Genomic DNA, 25,836 nt, shown 5'->3' on the forward strand with positions numbered 1-25,836 from the left:
ATGTCACCGACAGAATATGAAAACCAGTATTATCAACGGCTCGGAAGTGTCTAGATTATCCGTGGCGATTCAAGGAGATGGGATTGCTGTAGATGCATCTTGGAGCCTAATGACCAGTAATAGCCCACAGTTTATTACAGAACGTTTCCGTATATACTCCTCATCCAATGCTAATTTCTGCTGGGAAGGCGCTGTACGTCTTGTAAACTGTAATGGTGTGAGGATGAGTAAAACCCAGTTACACGGGAATCCTCTTGAATCATCACTTGCTGCAGCTGACCCTTATACAATGAAATACGGTTTGCAGTTTGTGAATCAGACAGATGCTCTCGGTCTAATTAGTTTCTTCATTGATAGTTTAACTGTAATGTGTGCTTCACGCGGAATACAGGTATATGGTTGGCACGAGGGCTTTGAGATAGTTAATAGTGAGCTTGTTCAAGTGAATACTGGTATCGAAGTGTATGGTAATGCCACTCACGCAAATCCAGATTTCTTCTATCTTAACTCACATATTGAAGCGCGAGAACGCGCTGTTAACCTGTCTAATGTATTTAAACCTAAGTTTATTGGATGTGACTTATTTAAATCTACATTTGGCACCCCAGTATCTGGTGTTGTTGTCGGCCTTAATCAGTGTAATTTCGCTTCGTTCATAGGTACTACATTTAGTTCTAATGATGCTTCAGTTTCAGAGCAAGGTATTATTACCGATGCTAACAGTTACCATGGAAATGTTACAGGGTGCTCTTTTATCGGATTTGACAATACCTCTGACTCAAGTGGTATCAATTTAGCTGGCGGTGAATGGATCATCAGTAGTAATAACTTCTATCTTTGCAATGCTGGAATTAGAATCTATGGCAGCAATAATGAGATTGGAATAAATCATTATAAAGATTGTACTTCATGGTTATCAGATGCTGGCTTATCTTCTTTAGCACACCTAAGAGAGTATATAAACGATTACACATGGACAGTGACGACCTCCGGTCCTGACCAAGCAATTTTAGTGCCTATTCCTTCAGGGATTTTTAAAGGTGTGCCAGAATATGGAGATATTACACCGGTTACCGCGGGGGGGCCGATGATGTGGGTTTCATATGATAGGGCAGGAAGCACGACCTCCCAGGCAAGATTCCTTGTGAAATCATCAACCAGCATTGCTGCTGGCAACTACATTTTAGGTGTCATATTGAAATCTAAGAACTGATGCGAAAAAGGCGGGCTATGCCCGCCTAATGTCTATTTACTAGAGCGATATTTAAAAGCAAACATGTACAGAACAGAAGTAGTTGTAGCTAAATCGAAAACAAACATAGTCCTTGTTCCCGAGCTAAACACAGTTGGAGAAAGACCCATAGCTACCACCGAAAGCGCACCAATAACTAATGCGGTGGCTGTTAAATAATTATTATCAAAACATTTTGCGGAAATGTATAGAGCCGAAAAGAAAGAAACCAAATCAATAAGAACAAACATGTATGTTTTTACTGAAGTGAATCTCTCTGGAGAGAAACTTAGCATGTTATTTTCAGCGTATTTGTACAGATAGAGCATGACAGCCACTTGCAATGCTACAAGTCCACAGGCAATTAAAGTTAAAGCATCCTTTCTGAAGGATATCAATCCAGTTACCAAGCAAGTAACTAAGAAAATTAAATAAGGAGTATTGGTTACATCAGAAAGATGCGTATGCAGCAGATAAACTCCCAGTGTAGCTTTCTGGAATATATTCAGCGTAAGATAATCTGGGAACGCAAACCAAGCTTCTGTTTGTGCTCTTTCTGTACTTCCAGGCGATAAGTAACAAACCATGAAGTTTACGATAGTTACAATCAGGCTCATTAAGCAAAGGCTTTTATGGCATTCTTTACTGAAAACAAAGATAACTAAAAGTGCCAGTATCGTAGCCAGTGCTATCTGTTCACTGTATGCATATATAAATGGAGCTATCAAAGGTACGATCTTGGCGATGCCAATATATCGACCAGACTTTAAACATATGGCCAATGTAAGCGTGGCGATAGCGGCAGGTAGCAAGTAGTTGTAGAAACCAGTTACCCAAAGCACAGCATCATCGATCACTGATGATTTCATCAATGTAAAAAGAAGCACAGCAAGTATAAGGGCAAAGCCAACATTTACCTTTTCACATGTAATAACAACCATCGAATAGCAAGTAACAAATACACATGCAGGAATAGCAATAATCCAAAAGTAACTGAGTTTTATAGTATGCAGCAGTGCGAACTCAACGCCTAAGCGCCCCGACCAAGTCAAGTATCTAGCCTTTAAAATCCCCCAAACATCATTTGAAGATAATAAATTGATAAAATACTGATCATCACCGTCAGGCCTAATAGTTACATTTCTGGTGAAATGCATGATGGCGAGCGCTGCCACGATGAACAGTATATAATTTATTTTATTTACATTCGTATGTTGCATAGCTCTCATTACCCTGTAAGTCGATAGCTTCGATCATGAATTTCCCTGAGAAGTTGTCATTGCCAATGATTCTCTTGGCAGCAAAGAATCCAGGCAACTCATACTGTGATAAGCCAAGAGATTCATTAACTCCGGGGACATGGAATGACGTTTTATTTAACTTCCGAAAACCACCATCATTATCTTCAGCATAAATATTTATTTTAACCCTACCTAAATTTGGAAGGTATGCCCACCCTTTAAGTGATACATAATCTTTTGATACGTCACACCCTTCTACCGCCCAGCGTAAAGAAGTAGCATGTTTTCCTTGTGTATCAATCACTCTTGATTTGCTCATATTCCATGAAGCAAACATTACCGCAGCAATTAATATGCTCGCAATTAGCGAGAGCACATAAATTATTCTATCCTTGCTCATTATTTTTTATCTCTCTTAATTATGTATTTAGGTCGTTTTTTAGTCTCGATATAGATGCGTCCTATATACTCCCCAAGAACACCAATTCCAATTAGCTGAATGCCACCAAGGAAAAGCACTGAAACAATAAGGGAGGGGTAACCACGAACAGGGTTTCCAAACGCCAAAGTATCAACGATCATCCACGCGCCATACAGAAATGCCATGCTGGCCACAAACAGGCCGATATATGTCCATATTCTAAGTGGGAATGTTGAAAAACTTGTTATGCCCTCAAGAGCAAGGTTCCATAATTTCCAGCCATTAAACTTTGTCGTCCCTGCAACCCTTTCAGCCCTGATATACTCTACGACCTCAACGCTTCCGCCAACCCAACTAAGAACGCCCTTCATAAAGAGATTTCTCTCAGGCATAAGCTTGATGTTTTCAACAACATCGCGCGACATTAGACGAAAATCACCAACGTTTTCTTCGATCTTTGGATTGCTTATCTTATTGTGGAGCTTATAAAACCACTCAGCGGTTTTGCGTTTGAGGCGGCCATCTGTAGTACGGTCAGAGCGCTTTGCCAGAACCATATCTGCACCTGCCTGCCATTTCTCAATAAGATGAGGAATAACCTCTATTGGGTCTTGCAGGTCGACATCAATGGGTATAACTGCTTCACCAGTAGCGTGGTCAAGACCTGCAAACAAGGCAGGCTCTTTTCCAAAATTGCGCGTGAATGACAGTGGCACCACAAGCGGATCGGCAACAGCCAGCGTATTTATGATTGATTCTGTCGCATCTTTACTGCCGTCATTAATGAAGACTATCTCCACTTCATGTTGCTTTATCCCTTCAAATTCGCGCACGGTTTTATAGAAGATAGGAATGGCATCCTCTTCATTAAATACCGGAACCACCAAAGAAATTTTCATTTCGCATCCCTAAAGACAATGAACTTTGAATAAATGAAACCGCAAACCAGACTGATTGCGGAAAATGCGATTAACGTGACGAACGGAGCCATACCAGATTTATCGGCAGCCCAACCAACAGCCGCACTAAGCGTTCCCATGAATCCGACATACAGCATGTAACGCATGGTTGTCGTTGATGATTTGAATGTAAATCTGGCATTAGCAAAGAAGCTAAATGACACAGCTATGACGAACCCTGCGAAGTTCCCAAGGGCTTGCCCTGTGTGGAAAGCATAGATGCATACAGCGAATGCAACCCAGTGAATGAGTGTATTGATCACACCTATCGATGTGTACTTTGCGAATAACTTTAACATTATATAAATCAGTGAATTCTGAAAGGTATGAAGTGTAACACTGCAAAGACTATTGATCGATAGCACCGATCAATACTACTGTGTATATATACAGAAACTATCGGAAGTGCATCATGGGATTCCCGAGCCCTGCTGCTGATTACGTTGAATCGCGCCTGTCACTTGATGAGGCGCTTATCCAGAAACCAGCCGCTACGTACTACATGCGGGCGGGTGAGACTATCTACCGCTGCGGCATCATAAAGGATGCGCTGCTGGTCATCGATATGAGCGTTACCCCATGTGATGGCGCAATCGTTGTATGCGCTTATGAAGGTGAGTTAGTGCTTCGTCGGCTTAAGTTAATATCACGTCGCTGCTTGCAGGATATCGACCACCCAAACTTAACATGGCCGCTGCCCGATGCAGAGGATGAGGTGAGGGTTGTTTATGGCGTGGTGACGTATGTCATTAACGATGCCCGGGGAGGGGAATTTGATGACACTCCGTTTTGATGGGGCATGTATGGGGCAAAAAATTAGCGCAAAACAACTCAAACCCTCTAAAGGTGTTGATTCGTCTTGCGCTAATGCATTGCTTTATGACTGCTTTCTTATCACATCAACTCACATTGAAAATAAACTCCCGCCTGTTTTGAATAAACCCGACTGGGCGAAATAAGCTGTTTGCGCCTGCGCTTTCACGCCTGAGAGCGCGGGAAGTACCATTCCTCTGATAAGCCCTCATCCAAACGCCCGATATCCCCGTTTTCACAGTTTCGCTATTAAAAGAGACAGGCCAGACGGCCTTTTTTTACGCCATCGCTACCTGCCTGGTAGTGGTTTTGTCTCGTCTGAAATGACGCCAGGGCGTCGTTCGGACCAACGCGAGTGATATCAAAATGGCTAAAGCCGAAGCGCTGACTCCGCTTGAGTTCTGGAAGATCCACGAAGCGCTGCTCAGTCACAACACTACCTATTCCGACCTCTGGTATTTTCTCTACCATGCGCCGCTTAAGATTGGCGATGTGCTGACGCTCACCTATGCCGACATTGAAAATGGCCGCATTCGGGCCGATGCGAAACGCGGCACCCGTGCGCTGGCCTTAAATGAAGCGGCGTTAAGCGTTATCACCAAGCGGCGAAAACGCTATCCGCAAGATGTTTATCTCTTCCAGAGCCACTCTAACCGGGTGAAAGCGCAGCCGAAGGCGATAACCATCATCGCGTTCAACGCCGCCTTGCGCCAGGCGGCAGCGAAAGTGACGACGAAAAACGTCAGCAGCCAGAGCGCGCGTAAAACGCGGGCCATGCAGTTGCTGAATCAGGGGGCGGATCTGGAGTTTATTAGCGTGATGCTTAACCATCATGATGCCGCTTATACCCGGGCGTGGCTGGGGGGCGACGAGGAAAAGATTAAGGCGGCGTGAGGTGAAAAAAAGGCCGCCGGAGCGACCTTTCTCTTATTTTTTGGTGGGGGTAGGTTGTTTATCCCCGGATTCCGGTGCGTCGTTTGGGTTATCTTTTTCGACTTTAAGTTCGTAAGCTTGCATCTGTCCTCCTGTCATTATCAAGGTTCACTAAAGTGTAGGACGGCTTAGCCGCTGTAAGCCAGGCGGCAACGGGCACTCCAGGAATCATCCGGCTTTATCATGCCCCGAACGCAGGCTTAACCCCACGTCGCCGCCAGGGTGTACCGCCAGTAGCGTCGCCTTGTCATAGCCGCTCTGCGCCATCAAACAGGCGCAGGCGGCGTCAAAGATCGCCAGCACCAGTACAATCGAGGTGGTGGCCAGCATGTTCAACGGGTCGATTTCACGCTGAATGCCGGTGGTGATGACCAGCTCCGACGCCCTTGCGATGGCGGAATCGGGGTTTTCCGTCACGCTGATAAGGGCGACCCGTTTTGCCGCAAGCGTTGGCAGCAGGCGGGTCAGCTCGTCGGAATTGCCGCCGCGGGAGATAAGAATAAGTAAATCGTCCTCGCGCAAAAACCCCAGGTCGCCATGCGCCGCATCAGTGGGGTTAAGATAGATAGCCGGTCGCTCCACGCAGGCGAGCATATGGGCGATTTTGCGCGCGGCGATGCCGGAGGTGCCAACGCCGGTTACCACGATTTTTCCCCGGCAGCCGGCGAGCTTTGCCAGCAGCGCCGTCCAGCGCGCCTCATCGAGACGAGAGGAAAGCTGCGCCAGCTCTTCGCTGTAAGTCCGCCAGGCGGCGCGCGCCTGGTCCCAGCTTTCGCTCATGCTTCCTCCTGCATTAGCTGGCGGTATTTCATGTGGTCCAGATACATTTCGTGGAACACCTGATATTTGCGGTCGTAATACTGCTTAATGCGGTTGGTCTGCGGCGTGACGGTTTTACCGATGCGACTCATGGCAGCCATCGCTTCCGGAAGGGTTTCAAACACGCCCGCCGCCACGGTGCCCATCATCGCGCTGCCAAGCAGCATCGCTTCGCTCTCTTCCGGCAGCAGCATGGCGCATCCCGTGGCGTTCGCATGCTCCTGAACGAATATCGGGTTTTTGGTGCCGCCGCCGCTCGCCATGATGGTGTCGATGCAATAACCGCTCTGGTTCATGGTTTCGATGATGTGACGGGTGCCAAGGGCGATAGCCTGGATCGTGGCGAGATAGTAAAGCGCCATATCTTCCGGCGTGCGCGATAACTTCAGGCCGGTCATCGCCCCGGTCAGCGTCGGGTTGGCGCGTGGCGAACGGTTGCCGTGGAAGTAGGGGAGAATATGAATGTCCCGCGTGAGGAAGGCGATATTCTCCGGCTCCCCCGCCATACGGCGCAGCAGGCCGTTCAGCACTTCGTAAATCGTCTGTCCCTGACGCTGCCCCTGCGCCCGCAGTTCCGCATAACAAGGGTGAGACTGAATCACATGATCGATAAGCGCGCCGGTGGCGGACTGGCCGCCTTCATTAAGCCAGCTATTGGGCAGAATGGCGGAGTAATAGGGCCCCCAGATGCCGCTGATAAAGCGCGGCGTGGCGGACATCGCCATATGGCCGGTCGAGGTGCCGCCAATCAGCGCGATACGGCGGTCGAAATCCGCCACTTCGCCGGAAACGCCGCAGGCGCCAAGCGTGCCGAGCGTGCCGGCGTGGGCATCGATAATCGAGACGCTGACCGCCGTGCCGGGAATCAACCCCATTTCGCTTGCAGCGCGCTGCGTCAGGCCGTAGCCCAGCGCTTCGCCCATGGTTTTCACCTCGCGACCGATTTTCTGCGCGTCATGCTCCAGTAAATCCTCAAGGCCAATCTCGCGAAAATAGCTGCTGTCCCAGCGGTCTTCATGGCCCATATAGGTCCATTTACAGACGGTGGAGCACAGCGAGCGCGTATCGTCTTTGGTCGCCCGCCAGGTGAGAAAATCGGGCAGATCAAAAAAGTAACCGGCGTTAGCCCAGGTGGTGGGCATGTGCTGCTTGAGCCAGAGCAGCTTCGGTGTCTGCATTTCCGGCGAGATAACGCCGCCCACGTAGTCCAGCACCCGGTGGCGGGTCGCGTTGATCCGCTCCGCCTGCGAAATCGCCCGGTGATCCATCCACACGATGATATTCTGCTCGGTGCGCCCGGAAGGGCTGATGGTCAGCGGGTTGCCTTCTTTATCAAGCACCACCAGCGAGCAGGTGGCGTCAAAGCCTAACCCTTTTACCTGGATCGGGTTGATGTCCGCCTGGTTTACCGCATCGCGCACGGCATTGCACACCGCCTGCCAGATATTGTCGGAAGACTGTTCGACAAAATCCGCTTTCGGCCGGTAAATTTCAATCTCCCGCGAGGCCTGACCCACCATCCTGCCCGTCAGGTCAAACACCCCGGCGCGAGCGCTGCCGGTGCCTACATCCACGCCAATAAAATAACTCGCCATCATGATTCTCCCGAAATCAGGCTTTTCGATTCTGTAATGCGATAAAGAGGATCAGCACGCCGCCCCACAGGGCCATGGTCAGATAACTGCTGACGCCGAGTAAGTTGAGCCCGCTCTCCAGCATTTGCAGCACAATCAGCGCCAGCACCAGGCCCAGGATGCGGCCAAAACCGCCGTCCGGGTTAATGCCGCCAAGCACCGAGGCGAGAATGGTCACCAGCAGATAAGATTCGCCGTAGCCCGCCTTGGCGGAGTTGAACTTCGCCATCATCAGCAGCGCCGCGGCCCAGCCGAGCAGGGCCGACAGCACATAGACTGAAATTTGCACGCGGGCGGTATTCACGCCGCTAAAGCGCGTCGCCTGTTCGTTTGAACCCACCAGATAAAGGCTGCGCCCGAGGGTGGTGTGCTCAAGCAGCACCCACAGCCCGACGGCGACGGCCAGGAACAGCAGCAGCGCCACAGGAATACCGAACACCGAGGCGTTGCCAAGGAACTGAATGGCTGGCGGAAAGCCGGAAATCACGGTGCCGTTAGAGAGCAGAATATTCAGGCCGGTGATAAGCGTCATGGTGCCGAGCGTGGCAAGGATCGGCGAGACGCCCACCCAGGCGATGAGCGCGCCGTTCACCACGCCAATCGCGACGGCTACCAGCAGCCCGGCCAGCAGCGCCAGCACCAGGAAAAGCGGCTCTCCCGGATGGCTGACAATGACCGCCGCCATCACCAGCGAGCAGGCGTTCGCCCCGGCGATAATAGACAAATTAATGCCGCCGGTGAGCATGGTAAGCCCCATGCCGAGCGCCAGCATGCCAAGCACCGGCAACTGCGAAGCGATGGACTGAAAGTTGCCGATGCTGAAAAAGCGCGAGCCGAGCAGCCCGGCGAACAGCAGCGCCACGGCGAGAATAATCAGGCATTGCAGGCGAATAATGGCATCGCCAGGTAACACGCGAGTCAGGGTTTTCATGGTTAAAGCTCCCGGGCCAGCTTACGTTTTTCGTTCCACGCGGTGGCGCTGATGCTGACAAGAATAATTGCGCCGCTAAACACGGTGTGCCAGTAAGAAGAGACGCCAAGCAGGGTGAGACCGTTTTGCAGGAAAGCCAGCAGCACCACGCCGAGCAGCGTACCGGTCAGGCTACCGCGCCCGCCGGTCATGCTGGTGCCGCCAAGCACCACCGCCGCCAGCACCGTCAGTTCAAAGCCCAGCAGCGAGTTCGGCGCCACCGACTGGGTAATTTGCGCCTGCACCACGGCGGCAATGCCCGCCAGCGCGCCCATATAGCCATAGACGTAAAAATGCAGACGCCGCAGGTTCAGGCCGAGGCGAGAGGCGGCGTCGCGGTTGCCGCCCATAGCGTAAATCTGGCGGCCCAGACGGGTGCGGTTCATCAGCACGGCAGTAAAAAGAATGACGCCCGCAAGGCTTAACAGCGGCAGCGTCAGCCCGTAGTCGTAGCCGTCGGCCGCGGTGAAGGTGAACCAGTTAACGCCGTCCATAAACCAGTCCGGAAAGCCATAAAGCCAGGTGCCGTTAGTGGCGTAAACCAGCAGGCCGTAATAGAGATTCAGGGTGGCGATGGTGATGATAATGGCGGGCACGCGCAGCCAGTAAACCAGAAAGCCGTTCACCAGGCCGAGCAGCAGCCCTACCAGCATGGCGAGGGCGAAGGCCAGCGCGAAATTACCGCCGTGGCCGATAACCCAGCTTGCCATGACGTACTGGGCGATAGCGGTCATCGCCGGAAACGAAATATCAATGCCGCCAGCAATCAGCACCACAAACAGCCCGCAGGCCAGGATGCCAAGAATGGCGTAGCTGGTGGCGACATCCGTGAGATTGCCAAGCGACATAAACTCGTCGGTGCTAAGCGTCAGGCCGATCGCCAGCAGCAACACCAGAATGCCCAGATAAAATTCGTGGCGGCCCGTCAGCCGGGCCAGAAGCGCGTTATTCATTCACCACCTCGGCAATATCCTCTTCGGTGCAACGGTGCGGAGAAAATTCCGCCACCAGCTCGCCGCGGCGCATCACCAGCACGCGGTGGCTGTTGTAGTAGGCTTCAGGGATCTCATCGCAGATCATTAATACCGCCATGCCCTGTTCCGCCAGATCGCGGGCAATCTGGTAGATCCCCTCTTTGTTAGCGATATCCACGCCCACGGTAGGAGAGTCGAGGATCAAAATGCGCGGCTGAGTAGCCACCCATTTGGCGATGGCGATACGCTGGGCGTTGCCGCCGGACAGCGTTTTGACCGGCAGCGCGCTGTCGGAAACTTTAATATTCAGGTCGCGGATAAGCTTCTGCACCAGCCCCTGCGCCTTTTGGTGATCGAGCAGGCCGCTGCGGCTGTGCAGCTTGTCAAATACCGTGACGATGGTGTTGTCATAGATGGATTGCTCCATGATAAGCCCCTGCGTCAGGCGGTCTTCCGAGACGTAGCCGATGCCGTGACGGATGGCGTCATGGTTATTGCGAAGGCGAACCGGCGCGCCGTTGAGCACTATCTCGCCGCGCTCCGGCTGGGTCATGCCAAACAGGGTCAGGCAAAGCTCGGTGCGCCCGGAACCGAGCAGCCCCACCACAGAAACGATTTCGCCGCCGCGCAGCGCAAGGTTGATATTTTCATATTTGCCGCGACGGCTCAGACCGCGCAGCTCCAGCAGCGGCGCCTGCTCAACCGGCGGTTTCTCCGGCAGAGGCGCGTAATGGAAGCGCTGGCCGGTCATCAGAAACGCCAGCTCATGGCTGTCGAGTTCCCGGGCAGGCCAGGTGCCGACCAGCTTGCCGTCGCGCATCACGCTAATACGGTCCGCCACTTCCATCACTTCATCCAGGCGATGGCTGACGAACACGACGCAGATGCCAGCGGCTTTAAGTTCGTTCACTACGCGCAGAAGGCCGTTGACCTCCTGGCGGGTAAGCGACGCGGTAGGTTCATCCATTATCACCAGTCGGGCGTCAGCGGCCAGCGCCCGGCAAATCGCCACCAGCTGGCGGTCGGCAATCGACAGCTTCTCGACTTTTTTATCCGGATCGAGCGCCACGCCGATGCGTTTCATCGCCGCCAGCGCCTGCTCGCGCATCGCTTTGCCTTTTACCCAGACGTCGCCGCCAGGCAAATAGCGGTGAAAGGCGATGTTTTCCGCCACGGTAAAGTTGGGGAAAAGCGACAAATCCTGGTAAATAACCTGAATGCCGTAATGCGCGGAAAGCTGCGGCGTGAGGTGATGGAACAGCTTGCCGTCAAGGGCGATGCTGGCGCCTTTTTCCGGCTGGTAAACGCCCGATATCACTTTGATGATGGTGCTTTTGCCGCAGCCGTTCTGGCCTGCGAGACAGTGCACTTCCCCTTTGTTCAGCGTCAGGCTGACCTTATCCAGCGCCCGCACGCCGGGGAACTGCTTGCTGATGTTTTCAAGCGTGATAAATGCGGCGGTGTCTGACATAGACAATACCCCTGCGAACGCCCCGTGGGGCGCTTAATAAATGGCTGAGTGAAAAGGCTGGCCAGGCGACTGGCCAGCGGGTTCCCGGTGTGGCGTTAAAAGGCGATTAAAAGCCGAGCGTTTTGGCGTTGTCTTTGGTGACTTCAAGAATTTTGTTAAAGCGAATCACTTTTTTCTCCATGTCCACATCCGCTTTGCCAAGGCCGTCAATGGTGAGATCCGGCGTCACTTCTTTACCCTGCAACAGCTGGTCGGCTACCGTCACCAGCGCATAGCCAGCATCTTTCGGGTCCCACAGCAGCGCTTTCTTGATGTCGCCGCGCATCAGGTACGGCGCGGCCTGGGCGGGCATCGCGATGCCGACCACCGCCACTTTGTCTTTGGCGCGCTTCTTCTGCACCGCCTGGCCTGCGCCAATCGGGCCGAGGGAGCCAAAGCCAATTACCCCTTTCATCTGCGGGTAGGTTTTCATCAGGTCAAGCGTGGTGGCGTAAGACTTATCGATGCTCTCGGCGACTGGCAGGCGCGAGGTGACTTCCACCATCTCGGGGTATTTTTCTTTTTGGTATTTGATGGCGTAATCGGCCCAGGCGTTATGCAGCGGTACGGTCAACGAGCCGACGTAAATGGCGTAACCGCCTTTCCCGCCCATGCTCTTCGCCAGCTCGTCCACGTTTGCCTGCGCATATTTTTCGCTGTCGATGGTTTCGATATCCCACTGGCCAATCTGCTGGTCCGGGGATTCGTGCGTCAGCACGACGATGCCTTTATCCCGCGCTTTTTTCAGCACCGGCTCCAGCACTTTCGCGTCGTTTGGCACCACGATGATCGCGTTAACGTTTTTAGCGATCAGATCTTCAATAACCTTTACCTGCTGCGCCGGATCGGGGGTGGAAGGGCCGGTCTGGTAAGCGTTAACGTTGAGCTTTTTCGCCGCTTCGGTCACGCCGGTTTCCATGCGGTTGAACCACGGAATACCGGTGACTTTCGCCACCACCGCGATTTCATATTTTTCCGCCGCGAAGGACGGGGCGGACAACATGCACGCAGAAACCAGGGCGGCGCTGAGTAATGCGACTTTGAATTTCATGGTTGTTCCTTTTTTATCGACAGAGGTGGTTCACGGGCAAAGCGTAGCGAGGAAGGGAAGAGGAAGAGAACATCAAGTTAACAAAATGTGACCAAAGCCCATTATTGTAATAATTTAGTTAAAATATGGTAAATTTATGGTTAATTATGACCTCTTTCTGGGTTCTTACCGGCCGTGGGCATGTTAAAAAAGCCTTTAAATTTAACTATAATTTAACAATTATTTATCATTTCGGTTTTGGCGAACGTAAAAAATCTGTTATAACGCGGTGTTTCGCTTAAGGCGCAGACTGGGTTTTGTGACAGCGATCGAGCGGCGGGAAAAAACAACAGACGGGATAGACGAGGGGCTGGCTACGTTCAGGCAACGTAGCCAGCATAAAGCGATCAGAAGCGGCCGAACAGGTCGCGCTTTTTAGGCTTAAAGAACTGGGCGATAACGACCAGCGCCGCCACCAGCAGATAGGCGGCGAAAATCACCATCAGCCACTGCGGCATTTCCAGCGTCAGGAAAGACCACTGGCGCTCGGCGCAGTCGCCGGAAGCGACAAACACCTGCGGCAGCCATTTGTCGAGCGGCAGCCACGTCGGAAAGCGGGCGGCGAAGTCGCAGGTGGCGAACGGGGAAGGGTGCAGTTGAATCATCGTGTGCTCATAGGCGAGCATCAGTCCCTTCACGGCGCTGTAAAGCCAGATGAGGATAGCGACAAAACGCAGCGGCGTTTTCGGCGCTATGGCGCCCACGAGACCCGCGCCCATCACGCCGAACAGCGCGCAGCGCTCATAAATACAGAGCACGCACGGTTTCAGCATCATCACATGCTGGAACCAGAGCGCCACCAGTTCGAGCGCAAAGGCGGTCAATGCTAACAGCAGCCAGGCGCCGCGTCCTCGTGAGCATTGGTTTAAAAATCGCAACATAGTTAATTCCCTGCAAGATGCGTTGAACGGGCAGTGTAAACCAATTCACTTTTCTCGCCACTAGCGCAGCGAAAAAAAGGAGATAAGCGCCTGCCCGTAAGGGAAATTTTGGGCCTTAACGGCCCAAAAAGTTACATCGAGGGGGTAGCGACCCAGTGGTTCGCCAGCAGCCAGTCGGTAAACGGCGTAAGCAGGTAAGCCACACACAGCAGGCCGACTATCGTCATCACGATGGTATAGGGCAGCGCCATCCAGACCATCCGGCCATAAGAAAGACGAATAAGCGGCGCCAGCGCGGAAGTGAGCAGGAACAAAAACGCCGCCTGGCCGTTTGGCGTGGCGACAGAAGGCAGGTTGGTGCCGGTGTTAATCGCCACCGCCAGCAGTTCAAACTGCTTCACATCGATAATGCCTTGTTCCAGCGCGGTTTTCGCCTCGTTAATGTAAACGGTGCCGACAAACACGTTATCGGAAATAGACGACAGCAGGCCGTTAAACAGATAGAACAGCGAAAGCTGCGCATGCGGCGAGGCATCCAGCACGTACTGGATAATCGGCGCGAAAAGATGCTGGTCGATTATCACCGCCACCACGGCGAAAAATACCGTCAGCAGAGCGGTGAAGGGCAGCGCTTCGGTAAAAGCTTTGCCGATGGCATGCTCGTCGGTAACGCCGCACAGCGCGGTGGCGAAGATAATCACCGTAAGGCCGATAAGCCCGACTTCCGCCAGATGCAGCGCCAGCGCGACAATCAACCATACCGCGATAATGCCCTGTACAATCAGGCGCACGCGGTCCTGCGCGGTGCGCTTGCTGGCGCTTTCTTCGTCATAATTGCGAAGAATATTGCGCACCTCTTGCGGAAGCGTCGCGCCGTAACCAAATGTTTTGGTTTTCTCAAGCAAAATGCAGGTAAGCAGGCCGCAGAACAGCACCGGTACGCTCACCGGGGCCATGCGCAGCAGGAAGTCGACAAAATTCCAGCCCGCCGCTTTGGCGATAATCAGGTTTTGCGGTTCGCCCACCATGGTCATTACGCCGCCAAGCGCGGTACCGACGCCCGCGTGCATCATCAGGCTGCGCAGAAACGCGCGGAACTGCTCAAGATCTTCCCGCTGATGCTTGTCGATATCGGAATCATCAAGCAAGTCCTGGTGCTCGTCGCGTGAAGAGGCGACGCGGTGATAAATGCCATAAAAACCCACCGCAACGCTGATCACGACCGCGACGACGGTTAATGCATCCAGGAAAGCGGATAAAAAGGCGGCGGCGAAGCAAAAAGAGAGCGACAGCAGCGCTTTGGAGCGAATGCCAAGCAGCAGTTTGGTAAAAATCAGCAACAGCAGTTGCTTCATGAAGTAAATGCCCGCCACCATAAAAATCAGCAACAGGATCACTTCCAGGTTGTTGGCCAGCTCTTCGCGCACATGACCGGGCGTGGTCATTCCCACCATCACCGCTTCTATGGCCAGCAGGCCGCCTGGCAGCAGCGGGTAGCATTTCAGCGCCATCGCCAGCGTGAAAATAAACTCCGCCACCAGCATCCAGCCGGCGACAAAAGGATTGACCAGGAAAACCAGAGGGTTAAGTATTAAAAACAGAAGCAGCGTCAGCTTATACCAGTTCGGCGACTGGCCGAGGAAGTTGCGGTAAAAGGCGCGGCTGAATGACATTTCCATGCGTAGTCCTTTGCAGTAACAGGATATTTTTTCTGAGCGAAGAAGAGTAACGGCCCGGGGCTGTGCAGGCAACCGCGAAAGCCCGCCGACAATTAGCAAAAAGTAAACCACGATCCCTTTTTTCACCAGTCGCCGCGCTATCTGTGCTAAACCTCCTCTGGTATGATGAGTGAATTTTGCAGAAGTGTAATGGAAATCGCATTATGGTGATAAAGGCGCAGAGCCCGGCGGGTTTCGCGGAAGAGTACATTATTGAAAGCATCTGGAATAACCGTTTCCCCCCTGGTTCTATCCTGCCTGCTGAACGCGAACTCTCTGAACTTATTGGTGTAACGCGCACAACGCTGCGTGAAGTTTTACAGCGCCTCGCCCGTGACGGCTGGCTGACCATTCAGCATGGCAAGCCGACAAAGGTAAACAATTTCTGGGAAACCTCGGGGCTGAATATTCTGGAAACGCTGGCGCGTCTCGATCACGAGAGCGTGCCGCAGCTTATCGATAACCTGTTGTCGGTGCGCACGAACATCTCCACTATTTTTATCCGCACCGCGTTGCGGCTGCATCCTGAGCAGGCCCAGCAGGTGCTGGCGACCGCCCGTGAAGTGGAAGATCATGCGGATGCGTTCGCGGAGCTGGACTACAACATTTTCCGCGGGCTGGCCTTTGCCTCCGGCAACCCTATTTACGGCCTTATCCTTAACGGCATGAAAGGGCTTTATACCCGCATCGGCCGCCACTATTTTTCCAGCCCCGAAGCGCGCAGCCTGGCGCTCGGCTTTTACCATCGTCTGACGAAGCTGTGCGATGAAGGCAACTACAACGAGGTTTATGATGTTGTGCGCGCCTATGGCCGCGACAGCGGGGAAATCTGGCACCGCATGCAGAAAAACCTGCCGGGCGATCTGGCGATGCACAGTCGTTAAGCGCAGGCAGTAAAAAGGCTTCCCCCGGGAAGCCTTTTTTGTTCGTGCTTACAGGCTGTTCAGCCTGGGCGGGCAGCGTTCCAGCAGCTCGATGCTGCCATCTTCGTTCTGCTGCTCCAGCGTCACGTCAAAGCCCCACAGGCGATGCACATGCTTGAGCACTTCCCGGCGGCCCCGGTCGAGCGGCGCGCGGTTATGGGGAATGTAGCGCAGGGTCAGCGAACGGTCGCCGCGCAAGTCTACGTTCCACACCTGGATATTCGGCTCCAGGTTGCTCAGGTTGTACTGCGCGGAAAGCTTATTGCGAATTTCCCGGTAGCCCTCTTCGTTATGGATGGCGGAAATCTCCAGATAATTGTTCCGGTCGTCGTCCAGCACCGTAAAGAGGCGGAAATCACGCATCACTTTCGGCGACAAAAACTGGCTGATAAAGCTCTCGTCTTTGAAATCGCGCATGGCGAAATGCAGCGTGTCGAGCCAGTCTGTGCCAGCGATATCCGGGAACCAGTATTTGTCCTCTTCCGTTGGCGACTGGCAGATGCGCTTAATGTCCTGGAACATCGCAAAGCCCAGCGCATAAGGGTTAATGCCGTTGTACCACGGGCTGTTGTAAGGCGGCTGGAAAACCACATTGGTGTGGCTGTGCAAAAACTCCAGCATAAAGCGCTCGGTCACTTTGCCTTCGTCGTAAAGGTGATTAAGGATGGTGTAGTGCCAGAAGGTGGCCCAGCCTTCGTTCATTACCTGCGTTTGCTTTTGCGGATAAAAATACTGGCTCACTTTCCGCACGATGCGCAGGATCTCGCGCTGCCACGGCTCCAGCAGCGGCGCGTTCTTCTCCATAAAATAGAGCAGGTTCTCCTGCGGCTCGGAAGGGTAGCGGCGCGCCGCTTCCACCGTTTTTTCCTCTTCACGGCGCGGCAGGGTGCGCCAGAGCATATTCACCTGGCTTTGCAGATATTCTTCGCGGCTTTTCTGTCGCGCTTTCTCCTCCTGCAAAGAGATCTTCTGCGGGCGTTTATAGCGGTCGACGCCGTAATTCATCAGCGCATGGCAGGAGTCGAGCAGCTTCTCCACTTCCACCACGCCGTAGCGTTCTTCGCACTCGGTAATGTAATTACGGGCAAAGATGAGGTAATCGATAATCGAGCTGGCGTCGGTCCAGCTGCGAAACAGGTAGTTGTTTTTGAAGAAGGAGTTATGACCGTAGCAGGCGTGCGCCATCACCAGCGCCTGCATAGTAATGGTGTTCTCCTCCATCAGATAGGCGATACAGGGGTTTGAGTTAATCACTATTTCATAGGCCAGCCCCTGCTGCCCGTGCTTGTAGAGCCGCTCCGTTTCAATAAACTTTTTACCAAACGACCAGTGAGGATAGTTAATCGGCATGCCGACGCTGGAATAGGCGTCCATCATCTGTTCGGAGGTAATGATTTCAATCTGATGGGGATAGGTTTCCAGCCGGTAGAGTTTCGCTACGCGGTCAATCTCGGCGAGGTAGGTATCCAGCAGATCGAACGTCCAGTCAGGTCCATCGCTCAGACGTCGGGTATCCTTAGTGGTGGGATCAGTTACGGTAGCCATAGCGCGCCCTCATTGTTAGCGGCCCTCGTCTGGGGAGGACCTCATTTCAAGCATAGAACACAGCGGAAAAATGCACGGCACGCCAAAATTTTTTCTGCGAGATTTTACAAACCTGAGTATCGGAAAAAAGGGTGAGCGCCAGCATTTTATCTTGCCGCTAATCTAACCGAAGCAGGACCTACTGAATCTCAACCTCCTGTAGTGACGGGAAAAGGTGTGAATCAAGTCACCATAAAAAAGCCATATGTTGAATAACATTTTCATCCAGGTTATCAATTTGTAAGCAGTTAATTATTCTTCAAACTGGAATCGGAGTGATTATGCGTGTAGTCGTGCTGGGAAGTGGGGTAGTGGGCGTGACCAGCGCCTGGTATTTGCGCCAGGCGGGCCATGACGTGACGGTAATTGACCGCGAGCCTGGCCCGGCGCTGGAGACCAGCGCGGCCAACGCCGGACAGATTTCTCCCGGCTACGCCGCCCCCTGGGCTGCGCCGGGCGTGCCGCTGAAAGCCGTTAAGTGGATGTTCCAGCGTCACGCGCCGCTGGCTATCAGCCTCGACGGCACCCGTTTTCAGTTACAGTGGATGTGGCAAATGCTGCGCAACTGCGATACCCGCCACTATATGCAGAACAAAGGCCGCATGGTGCGCCTGGCGGAATACAGCCGCGACTGCTTAAAAGCGCTGCGCGAAAGCACCGGCATTCAGTACGAAGGGCGGCAGGGCGGCACGTTACAGCTTTTCCGCACCGCCCAGCAGTATGAAAACGCCTCGCGGGATATCGCCGTACTCCAGAGCGAAGGCGTGCCTTACCGCCTGCTCGAATCAGCCCAGCTGGCCGAGGTGGAGCCTGCGCTGGCAAGCGTCGCCCACAAGCTCACCGGCGGTCTACAGCTGCCTAACGACGAAACCGGCGACTGTCAGCTCTTCACCCAGCGGCTGGCGAAAATGGCCGAAGAGGCGGGCGTCGTGTTCCGCTATAACACGCCGGTCGATCGTCTGCTTTATGAAGGACAGCGTATTTACGGCGTGAAATGCGGTGATGAAGTAGTAAAAGCCGAGGGTTATGTCATGGCTTTTGGCTCTTATTCCACCGCAATGCTCAAGGGCATCGTCGATATTCCGGTCTACCCTTTAAAGGGCTACTCGCTGACCATCCCGGTAGCGGAAGAGAGCGGCGCGCCTGTCTCCACGGTACTTGACGAAACCTACAAAATCGCGATTACCCGTTTTGATAACCGCATCCGCGTGGGCGGCATGGCGGAAATCGTCGGCTTTAATACCGAGTTGCTGCAACCGCGCCGCGAAACGTTAGAAATGGTCGTGCGCGATCTCTACCCCAGAGGCGGCAGGATAGAAGAGGCGCAGTTCTGGACCGGACTGCGGCCGATGACGCCAGACGGCACGCCAGTTGTCGGGCGCACGCCGTTTAAAAATCTCTGGCTGAACACCGGCCACGGCACGCTCGGCTGGACCATGGCCTGCGGCTCCGGGCAGTTGCTGAGCGATTTGATTTCAGGCCGCACCCCGGCTATTCCGTTCGACGATCTCGGCGTGGCGCGCTACAGCGCGGACTTCACGCCATCCACTTCGCATCGCCTGCATGGCGCGCACCAGTAAATTCAGGAGAAAGCATGTCACGTCCCATCGTCGCGAGTCTTGATTTGCAGGCGCTGCGTCAGAACCTGCAAGTGGTGCGCCGGGCGGCGCCCCATTCTCGCGTCTGGTCGGTAGTAAAGGCTAACGCGTACGGCCATGGCCTGGATCGCGTCTGGTCGGCGCTTGGCGCCACCGATGGTTTTGCGATGCTTAACCTCGAAGAGGCCATCCTGCTGCGCGAGCGCGGCTGGAAAGGGCCGATTCTGCTGCTGGAAGGCTTTTTCCACGCCGACGAGCTGGCGCTGTTCGATAAATATCGGCTCACCACCAGTCTGCACAGCAACTGGCAGGTCAAGGCGCTGGCGAACGCCAGGCTCAACGCGCCGCTGGATGTTTATCTGAAAATCAACAGCGGCATGAACCGGCTCGGCTTTGCGCCGGAGCGGGTGCACAGCGTCTGGCAGCAGCTTCGCGCTATTAAGAACGTCGGGCAACTCACGCTGATGGCGCACTTCGCCGACGCCGACAAGCCCGAAGGAATTGCGGAGCCGATGCGGCGCATTGAGCAGGCGGCGGAAGGCATTGACGCCCCGCGCTCGCTTGCAAACTCTGCCGCCACGCTCTGGCATCCGCAGGCGCATTTCGACTGGGTTCGCCCTGGCATTGTGCTTTACGGCGCTTCGCCGAGCGGCCAGTGGCGGGATGTCGCCACCAGCGGTCTGCAACCGGTGATGAGCCTGAAAAGCGAGATAATCGGCATTCAGAACCTGAAAGCGGGGGAAACCGTGGGTTACGGCAGCCGCTATCGCGCAGGCGAGGAGCAGCGCATCGGCATTGTCGCCTGCGGCTACGCCGATGGCTACCCGCGCCACGCGCCAGACGGCGCGCCAGTGCTGGTGGATGGCGTACGCACCGGCATTGTGGGCACCGTGTCGATGGACATGCTGGCGGTGGATTTAACCCCTTGCCCGCAGGCGGGCATCGGCAGCCCGGTGGAGCTGTGGGGCAATACGATTAAAGTCGATGATGTGGCAAGCGCAGCGGGAACGGTAGGTTATGAACTGCTGACGGCGTTAGCGCCGCGCGTGCCGGTTGTGACAGTGTAACTTAACGCTCCTTTAACGTAAGCTCGCTGCACTCACAGGGAAACCCAACGGTTTCCCTTTTTTATGCCCCTGAACGGCCAGCGCGTTCACGCAGCTCCGCCTGTAAAAAACTCTCCAGATCGCACAATGCCGGGATCAGCAGGCTGATGGCATAAAGCGAATGGCCCAGGCGCTGCGTGTTCTGCGCGTTTTGCTCGCGGGCGTCGGGGGCGAGCAGCGTCTCGCCAAGCAATCCAAGACAGTGGCACAGGCCGGCGTGGGTTTCCTGGCAGCAGTGGGCAAGGCGCAAACAGGCTTCCTCGTCCATTTCTGAAAAGCTGATGTTTACCAGCGCGGCGGCCATATCCGAAGCGTGAATATCGCGACCGGCGTTTATTTCCTGATACGGGTTCGTGTTAACATCCGTCGTAGCCATAACATTAGTCCTTGTAATGGTGTGGTCAGAAGCCCGGAGATGCGCCTACATCTCCGGGCTTCGAATTTTCGTTGCTGAACCTTTTTGATGCGGTGTCATTACAACGCACTGGCCTGGTAAAGGGAATGCCCCTGTCGGCTGAAAAAACCAAAACTGCTGGTTGCGGCATATCGCGCCCGCCCCCGGCACAGACGCGCCAGAAGCAGCAATGCGTTAGCGGCCAGGATAAAACAGGCGTGACGTAAAGCATGGCGGGCGAAAGGCAGGGGAACCAAAAGGCTTAACAAAGAAAAAGGGCCCGCAGGCCCTTTTTTACTGGCTTCACAACAGGTTGTGCCGTTACGACTCCGCCTCGTCTTCGGCGATTTTCAGACCGATGCGGCGGATCTGGTTGTTCTCTTTCTCCGCCACCGTCCAGATAACCCCGGCGAAATCGATCTGGTCGCCCACGACGGGCGCGGCGCCAAGCTGGCGCAGCACCATCTCGCCGATGGTCTGCTCGGTATCGATAGCTTCTTCCGGCTCCAGCCCATAGATAAAGGCGACGTCGGCAAGCTTTGCGTCCGCCTCCAGAATAAAGTCGCCAAAGAAGCGCTGGTCGAGCGCTACCGGCGGCGACTGGCTGAAAAGCTTGCCGAGCGCGGGCAAATCGCGCTCGCGGCCAATCACGCACAGCACGTCATCTTCCCGCAGCCGGGTGCTGCCGGTGGGGTGCATCAACTGGTTATCGCGAAACAGCGCCGCGATGCGCGTCTCTTGCGGCATATGCAGGTCGCGCAGCGCCGCGCCCACGCACCACTTATCGGCGCTAAGCTGAAAGATAAACTGTTCCCAGGGATTTTCCGGGTGAATATCCAGCCCGACGCGGGAGACCGGACGACCCGCCTCCGGCACCACCACTTTGGTCTTTTTCGCCGCCCAGCCAAGCGAAGTACCCTGAAACAGCAGTGATACCAGCACCACAAAGAAGGCGATGTTGAAAAAGAGATTGGCGCGGTCAAGGCCCGCCATCATCGGGAAGACGGCGAGGATAATCGGCACCGCGCCGCGTAACCCTACCCAGCTAATGAATACGCGTTCGCGCAGATGAAAACCTTTAAACGGCAGCAGACCGGCAAACACCGAAAGCGGGCGCGCGACGAAAATCATCCACATGGAAAGCAGCAGCGCCGGAATGGCGATAGGCAGCAGATCCGATGGCGTCACCAGCAGGCCAAGCACCAGGAACATGCCGATTTGCGCAAGCCAGGCCAGCCCGTCGAAGGTTTGCAGAATGCCATAGCGGTTGCGTATTGGGCGGTTGCCAAGCAGAAAGCCGCAGAGGTACACCGCAAGGATGCCGCTGCCGTCAAGCGCGGTAGTCAGCGAGAAGATCAGAATGCCGCCGCTTAACGCCAGCAGCGGATAGAGGCCGGAGGGCAGCGGAATGCGGTTGATCATCTGCTGGAGCAGATAGCCGCCGCCAAGGCCAATGACCATCCCCAAACCGAACTGGCGCAGGATATCGACGAGAAACATCCAGCTCAGGCCGGTTTCATGCTTCTGGATCATCTCAATGAGCGTAACGGTGAGAAACACCGCCATCGGGTCGTTACTGCCGGATTCCATCTCAAGCGTTGAGCTTACGCGCTCGTTAAGCCCTTTGCCGCCAAGCAGCGAAAAGACCGCCGCCGCGTCGGTGGAGCCGACAATCGCGCCAATCAGCAAGCCTTCTATCAGATCGAGATGAAACAGCCAGGCGGCGGCTACGCCGGTCAGGCCGGAGGTAATCAACACGCCTACCGTGGCGAGCGAAAGGGCCGGGCCGAGCGCCACGCGCAACGATTTTGACTGGGTACGAATGCCGCCGTCGAGCAGGATCACCGCCAGCGCCAGGTTACTAATAAGATAAGCGAATGGATAGTTATCAAACGGAATGCCGCCTACGCCATCCACCCCCGCCAGCATGCCGATAGCGAGAAAGATAACGAGGATAGGTATGCCAAGACGGGAAGAAAAAGAACTCAATAAAATACTAAAGGTTACTAAAACGGAACCCAAGATAAACAAACTGATAATCGTCCCGGCGTCCAAAGTTGCTGGTCTCCTTCTGAGGTTCGTGATGAATTAAAACGGTAACATAATTATGTAGGGTCAATTTGAATAATTAGTCCGCTGAATGGTTTTTTTCTACATTATTTAGCACGGGATGACCACTCAGGGTCAGATTCGCCCGTTCGCCGTCATGCCTCAGCTCGCCCCAGGCGCCCAGCGGCAGCGTCACGGTCTCCTGTTCATGACCGAACGCCAGACCCGTCACCACCGGTACGCTTACGCGCTCGCGCAGGAAGGCTACCGCCGCGTCAAGATCGTAACCGCAGTCGTAGTCGTTGGGCTTCGCCGCAGTAAAACTGCCGAGAATAATCGCCCGCTGGCGGGAGAGAATACCGGCGTAATGGAGTTGCAGCAGCATGCGCTCCACGCGGAACGGGTGCTCGTTGATATCCTCCACCACCAGAATGCCGTCCTGAATAGCCGGCATCCACGGCGTGCCGATAAGCGACGCCAGCATCGCCAGGTTGCCGCCCCAGACTTTGCCCTGCGCTTCACAGGGCGCCGCGTCGCTTGCCCATTGCAGCGTAAAGCGCGGCTCGGTGAGCGCCTGCCAGAAGTGGCGCCAGGTAAAAGCGTTCATCTCCGGCGCGCCGAAGTTGCCCGCCAGCATTGGGCCGCTGAAGGTGATGACATCGCCTGCGGCCAGTAGCCCAAGCTGAATGGCGGTGAAGTCGCTGTGGCCGCAAATCAGCAGCGGGTTACGCTGCTGGCGCGCCGCCAGCGCGGCGAAATCAACACGCGGCAGCAGGCGGCTTACGCCGTATCCGCCGCGCACGGGCAGCACAATGCGTTCACTTTCAGACAATTCCGCCAGCGCCTGCAAATCCGCCAGACGGGAGGCTTCGTCACCGGCGAAACGCTGAGCGCGACGGCTAACGACCCCCTGATTTTCCACGCGATGGCCCGCCTGTTCGAGCCGGGCGATACCGCGCAGGGCGGCTTCCTGATTAATGCAATAACCCGACGGCGCTATCAAATGAAAAACGGACATGGCAAATCCTTGCTGAATTCAGATGTGAAATCGTTATCATGCCGCTAACCTTGTCGGTTGTCATCCGCAGCGCCTTGCCGCGGCTGGCCTGTTTTTAACATGGAAAGGGAATAACGCGTGAAATTAAGATGGTTGATTATCCTTGTGCTGGTGCTGGCCGGATGCAGCAGCACCTCTGACTATAAAAACCCGCCCTGGAACGCCGAAGCGCCGACGAAGCGCGCCATGCAGTGGCTGCCGATAAGCCAGCAGGCGGGGCAGGCCTGGGGCGTCAGCCCGCGGCTCATCACGGCGATAATCGCCGTAGAGTCGGGCGGCAACCCGACGCTTGTCAGTAAATCTAACGCAGTCGGGCTGATGCAGCTTAAGGCCTCTACCGCCGGGCGGGAGGTTTACCGCTACATGGGCTGGAAAGGGCAACCCTCCACCAGCGAGCTGAAAAACCCGGAGCGCAATATCTCCATGGGCACGGCCTATCTCAGCATCCTGGAGCATGGCGTACTGAAGGGCATTGAGGACCCGGAGGTCATGCAGTACGCGCTGGTGGTCTCTTACGTTAACGGCGCAGGCGCGCTGCTGCGCACCTTCTCTTCAGACCGGAAAGCGGCGATAGACGAGATCAACGACCTCAGCCCGGACGAGTTTATCGAGCATGTCGCTAAACATCATCCGGCGCCGCAGGCCCCGCGCTATTTGTGGAAGATTCAGCAGGCGATGAACGCCATGTGATTAGCGTACCCGGCTCGCTTTTTCGCGGGCCGAACGCTCAAGCGCGAAAATAATTTTCTGCAATTCCCGCTCCACCGCCGGGCTGACGTTGAGAAAACGAAAGCTCAGGCGGGGAGTGGAGACGGTCTCATTTTTACCATCCACCACCGTGCGCTCGGAAACCGAAATCAGCTGGGCGTCAAAGCGAAACTTGCCAAACTCCAGTAAGTCCAGGTCGATTTGCGAGAACATCGCGCCCGCTTCAAGCCCGTCCGGCAGCGGCCCTTCCACCAGCGCGCCCATGCCGCCAAGCGAAAGATCCTGCAAACGAAAGCGCAGCAGCTTGCCGTCCGGCAGCAGCGCGCGGCAAAAGTAGAGCGGCTGCATGGGCGCGCTGATGCGAAAAAATTCCCGCCGCTGTACGAACCACAATGAAGAGGGGAGCGCGGTAACAAACGCGGGCAGCCCCTGGTAATCCTGCACCGAAAGCGGCGGCAGGGCGAACTCCACCTTCGCGCCGTGCGTTTCTGCAACAAAGACAATAGTGCTCGCTTTCTGCACCGCCTGGTTTTCCATGCTCTGGCTGCCGAAGTCGAGCACCAGCTGTTCCTGCGTCACCTCCAGGATGCGGCTGATGAACTGGCCGCTGGCCCAGGAGAGGCGTACCGGCACCTGCGCCTTTTGCAAATCGCGCAGCACGCCCAGCACCGCAAGGGGGTTTTGCTTCAGAAACTGCTCACTGTAATGACTCACGTCCTGTTCTTCCTCGAATTCTGACAGAGTGATATGCACGGTTATCGGCGCGGTGCGAAAAATCTTAATATGCAGGCCCTGTTTTTTTCTTCGCAGCGCGACGCGATACCTTCATCCACCTTTTTTAATTTATTGCCTATACTTGAAGTACTTGCCCGCGGCGCACTGGCTTTGCCGCAGGCGTTTTTCGCAACACAACCTAAGAGGATGGAGAAACTATGGGTATCCTGGCGTGGATTGTATTCGGTCTTATTGCAGGCGTTATCGCTAAACTGATTATGCCTGGCCGCGACGGCGGCGGTTTTATCCTTACCTGCGTGCTGGGTATTGTCGGCGCCGTGGTCGGCGGCTGGCTGGCGACCCTGTTCGGCATCGGCGGCGACGTTACCGGTTTTGACCTGCGAAGCTTCCTGGTCGCAGTGGTAGGCGCCATTGTGGTGCTGGCGATCTTCCGTATGGTGCGTCGCCACTAATCGCGTAATGCTCGCTCAAAAACAAAAAACGGCCCT

General features: G+C 54.8%; 26 protein-coding genes. 8 read left to right on the forward strand and 18 right to left on the reverse strand.

What is annotated here, in order from left to right; all coding sequences use genetic code 11:
* The coding region (locus DW56_RS22285; protein ID WP_235803278.1) for a hypothetical protein at positions 1-1,213 on the forward strand (1,213 nt) is incomplete at its 5' end.
* A 32-nt stretch (positions 1,214-1,245) separates the two neighbouring features.
* On the opposite strand, the gene DW56_RS03075 is transcribed toward DW56_RS22285, so the two are convergent.
* From DW56_RS03075 to DW56_RS03090, 4 genes are read right to left on the reverse strand one after another with little or no spacing between them, the layout of a single operon-like run.
* Entirely contained in the window at positions 1,246-2,451 is a 1,206-nt protein-coding gene (locus DW56_RS03075; protein ID WP_024552018.1) for a DUF6056 family protein, read from the reverse strand.
* Entirely contained in the window at positions 2,429-2,872 is a 444-nt protein-coding gene (locus DW56_RS03080) for a hypothetical protein (protein ID WP_024552017.1), read from the reverse strand. Before DW56_RS03080 ends, DW56_RS03075 begins: the two co-directional genes overlap by 23 nt.
* Positions 2,872-3,792: a glycosyltransferase family 2 protein gene (locus tag DW56_RS03085; protein ID WP_024552016.1), complete on the reverse strand. Its 921-nt coding sequence runs from the start codon at positions 3,790-3,792 to the stop codon at positions 2,872-2,874. Before DW56_RS03085 ends, DW56_RS03080 begins: the two co-directional genes overlap by 1 nt.
* Positions 3,789-4,151: a GtrA family protein gene (locus DW56_RS03090; protein ID WP_024552015.1), complete on the reverse strand. Its 363-nt coding sequence runs from the start codon at positions 4,149-4,151 to the stop codon at positions 3,789-3,791. The genes DW56_RS03085 and DW56_RS03090 overlap by 4 nt, the downstream gene beginning before the upstream one ends.
* 113 nt (positions 4,152-4,264) lie before the next feature.
* On the opposite strand from DW56_RS03090, the gene DW56_RS22600 reads away from it, so the two are divergent.
* Positions 4,265-4,645, forward strand: a complete 381-nt coding sequence (locus DW56_RS22600; protein WP_024552014.1) for a HumD family translesion DNA polymerase — start codon at positions 4,265-4,267, stop codon at positions 4,643-4,645.
* Between the two features lie 386 nt (positions 4,646-5,031).
* Entirely contained in the window at positions 5,032-5,559 is a 528-nt protein-coding gene (locus DW56_RS03100) for a tyrosine-type recombinase/integrase (RefSeq protein WP_024552013.1), read from the forward strand.
* Positions 5,560-5,592: 33 nt separating this feature from the next.
* On the opposite strand, the gene DW56_RS22815 is transcribed toward DW56_RS03100, so the two are convergent.
* The 9 genes from DW56_RS22815 to nhaB form a co-directional block, all read right to left on the reverse strand.
* Entirely contained in the window at positions 5,593-5,682 is a 90-nt protein-coding gene (locus tag DW56_RS22815; protein ID WP_234409189.1) for a hypothetical protein, read from the reverse strand.
* 84 nt (positions 5,683-5,766) lie between these two features.
* Positions 5,767-6,378, reverse strand: a complete 612-nt coding sequence (locus DW56_RS03105) for a KpsF/GutQ family sugar-phosphate isomerase (RefSeq protein ID WP_024552012.1) — start codon at positions 6,376-6,378, stop codon at positions 5,767-5,769.
* On the reverse strand, positions 6,375-8,012 hold the full coding sequence (locus DW56_RS03110) for an FGGY-family carbohydrate kinase (protein ID WP_029589726.1): 1,638 nt from the start codon (positions 8,010-8,012) through the stop codon (positions 6,375-6,377). The genes DW56_RS03105 and DW56_RS03110 overlap by 4 nt, the downstream gene beginning before the upstream one ends.
* A 16-nt stretch (positions 8,013-8,028) precedes the next feature.
* The gene (locus tag DW56_RS03115) at positions 8,029-8,982 is read right to left on the reverse strand and encodes an ABC transporter permease (protein WP_024552010.1); all 954 of its coding nucleotides are present in this window, start codon (positions 8,980-8,982) and stop codon (positions 8,029-8,031) included.
* Positions 8,983-8,984: 2 nt separating this feature from the next.
* Entirely contained in the window at positions 8,985-9,974 is a 990-nt protein-coding gene (locus tag DW56_RS03120) for an ABC transporter permease (RefSeq protein ID WP_024552009.1), read from the reverse strand.
* Complete coding sequence (locus tag DW56_RS03125; RefSeq protein ID WP_024552008.1) at positions 9,967-11,466, reverse strand: sugar ABC transporter ATP-binding protein; 1,500 nt, start codon at positions 11,464-11,466, stop codon at positions 9,967-9,969. The genes DW56_RS03120 and DW56_RS03125 overlap by 8 nt, the downstream gene beginning before the upstream one ends.
* A gap of 106 nt (positions 11,467-11,572) precedes the next feature.
* Positions 11,573-12,556, reverse strand: coding sequence for an autoinducer 2 ABC transporter substrate-binding protein (locus DW56_RS03130; protein ID WP_024552007.1), 984 nt, complete (start codon positions 12,554-12,556; stop codon positions 11,573-11,575).
* A 386-nt stretch (positions 12,557-12,942) separates the two neighbouring features.
* Entirely contained in the window at positions 12,943-13,476 is a 534-nt protein-coding gene (gene dsbB, locus DW56_RS03135; RefSeq protein ID WP_024552006.1) for a disulfide bond formation protein DsbB, read from the reverse strand.
* A 131-nt stretch (positions 13,477-13,607) separates the two neighbouring features.
* A complete protein-coding gene (gene nhaB / locus DW56_RS03140) occupies positions 13,608-15,155 on the reverse strand; it encodes a sodium/proton antiporter NhaB (RefSeq protein ID WP_024552005.1) in 1,548 nt (515 codons plus the stop codon).
* Between the two features lie 203 nt (positions 15,156-15,358).
* Here nhaB and fadR point away from each other — a divergent pair, with 203 nt between their 5' ends.
* Positions 15,359-16,078 (forward strand): fatty acid metabolism transcriptional regulator FadR, encoded by a 720-nt coding sequence (gene fadR / locus DW56_RS03145; RefSeq protein WP_024552004.1) that lies wholly within the window; start codon positions 15,359-15,361, stop codon positions 16,076-16,078.
* A 48-nt stretch (positions 16,079-16,126) separates the two neighbouring features.
* Here fadR and DW56_RS03150 read toward each other — a convergent pair whose 3' ends face one another.
* Entirely contained in the window at positions 16,127-17,662 is a 1,536-nt protein-coding gene (locus DW56_RS03150; protein WP_024552003.1) for a SpoVR family protein, read from the reverse strand.
* Positions 17,663-17,982: 320 nt separating this feature from the next.
* Here DW56_RS03150 and DW56_RS03155 point away from each other — a divergent pair, with 320 nt between their 5' ends.
* Positions 17,983-19,281 (forward strand): D-amino acid dehydrogenase, encoded by a 1,299-nt coding sequence (locus tag DW56_RS03155; protein WP_024552002.1) that lies wholly within the window; start codon positions 17,983-17,985, stop codon positions 19,279-19,281.
* Positions 19,282-19,295: 14 nt separating this feature from the next.
* On the forward strand, positions 19,296-20,366 hold the full coding sequence (gene dadX, locus DW56_RS03160; protein WP_024552001.1) for a catabolic alanine racemase DadX: 1,071 nt from the start codon (positions 19,296-19,298) through the stop codon (positions 20,364-20,366).
* A 61-nt stretch (positions 20,367-20,427) separates the two neighbouring features.
* On the opposite strand, the gene DW56_RS03165 is transcribed toward dadX, so the two are convergent.
* From DW56_RS03165 to ldcA, 3 genes are all read right to left on the reverse strand, one after another.
* Positions 20,428-20,781, reverse strand: coding sequence for a hypothetical protein (locus DW56_RS03165; RefSeq protein WP_024552000.1), 354 nt, complete (start codon positions 20,779-20,781; stop codon positions 20,428-20,430).
* Between the two features lie 339 nt (positions 20,782-21,120).
* The gene (locus DW56_RS03170) at positions 21,121-22,854 is read right to left on the reverse strand and encodes a potassium/proton antiporter (RefSeq protein WP_024551999.1); all 1,734 of its coding nucleotides are present in this window, start codon (positions 22,852-22,854) and stop codon (positions 21,121-21,123) included.
* 73 nt (positions 22,855-22,927) lie between these two features.
* Positions 22,928-23,866: a muramoyltetrapeptide carboxypeptidase gene (gene ldcA / locus DW56_RS03175; RefSeq protein ID WP_024551998.1), complete on the reverse strand. Its 939-nt coding sequence runs from the start codon at positions 23,864-23,866 to the stop codon at positions 22,928-22,930.
* A 117-nt stretch (positions 23,867-23,983) separates the two neighbouring features.
* Here ldcA and emtA point away from each other — a divergent pair, with 117 nt between their 5' ends.
* Positions 23,984-24,595, forward strand: a complete 612-nt coding sequence (gene emtA, locus DW56_RS03180; RefSeq protein ID WP_024551997.1) for a membrane-bound lytic murein transglycosylase EmtA — start codon at positions 23,984-23,986, stop codon at positions 24,593-24,595.
* Here the strand turns inward: emtA and ycgR are convergent, their stop codons facing one another.
* Positions 24,596-25,327, reverse strand: a complete 732-nt coding sequence (gene ycgR / locus DW56_RS03185; RefSeq protein ID WP_024551996.1) for a flagellar brake protein YcgR — start codon at positions 25,325-25,327, stop codon at positions 24,596-24,598.
* A gap of 218 nt (positions 25,328-25,545) precedes the next feature.
* Here ycgR and DW56_RS03190 point away from each other — a divergent pair, with 218 nt between their 5' ends.
* Positions 25,546-25,800 (forward strand): GlsB/YeaQ/YmgE family stress response membrane protein, encoded by a 255-nt coding sequence (locus DW56_RS03190; RefSeq protein ID WP_024551995.1) that lies wholly within the window; start codon positions 25,546-25,548, stop codon positions 25,798-25,800.
* Positions 25,801-25,836: the final 36 nt, after the last annotated feature.

This window comes from Franconibacter helveticus LMG 23732, from assembly GCF_000463115.2.
Lineage (GTDB): Bacteria > Pseudomonadota > Gammaproteobacteria > Enterobacterales > Enterobacteriaceae > Franconibacter > Franconibacter helveticus.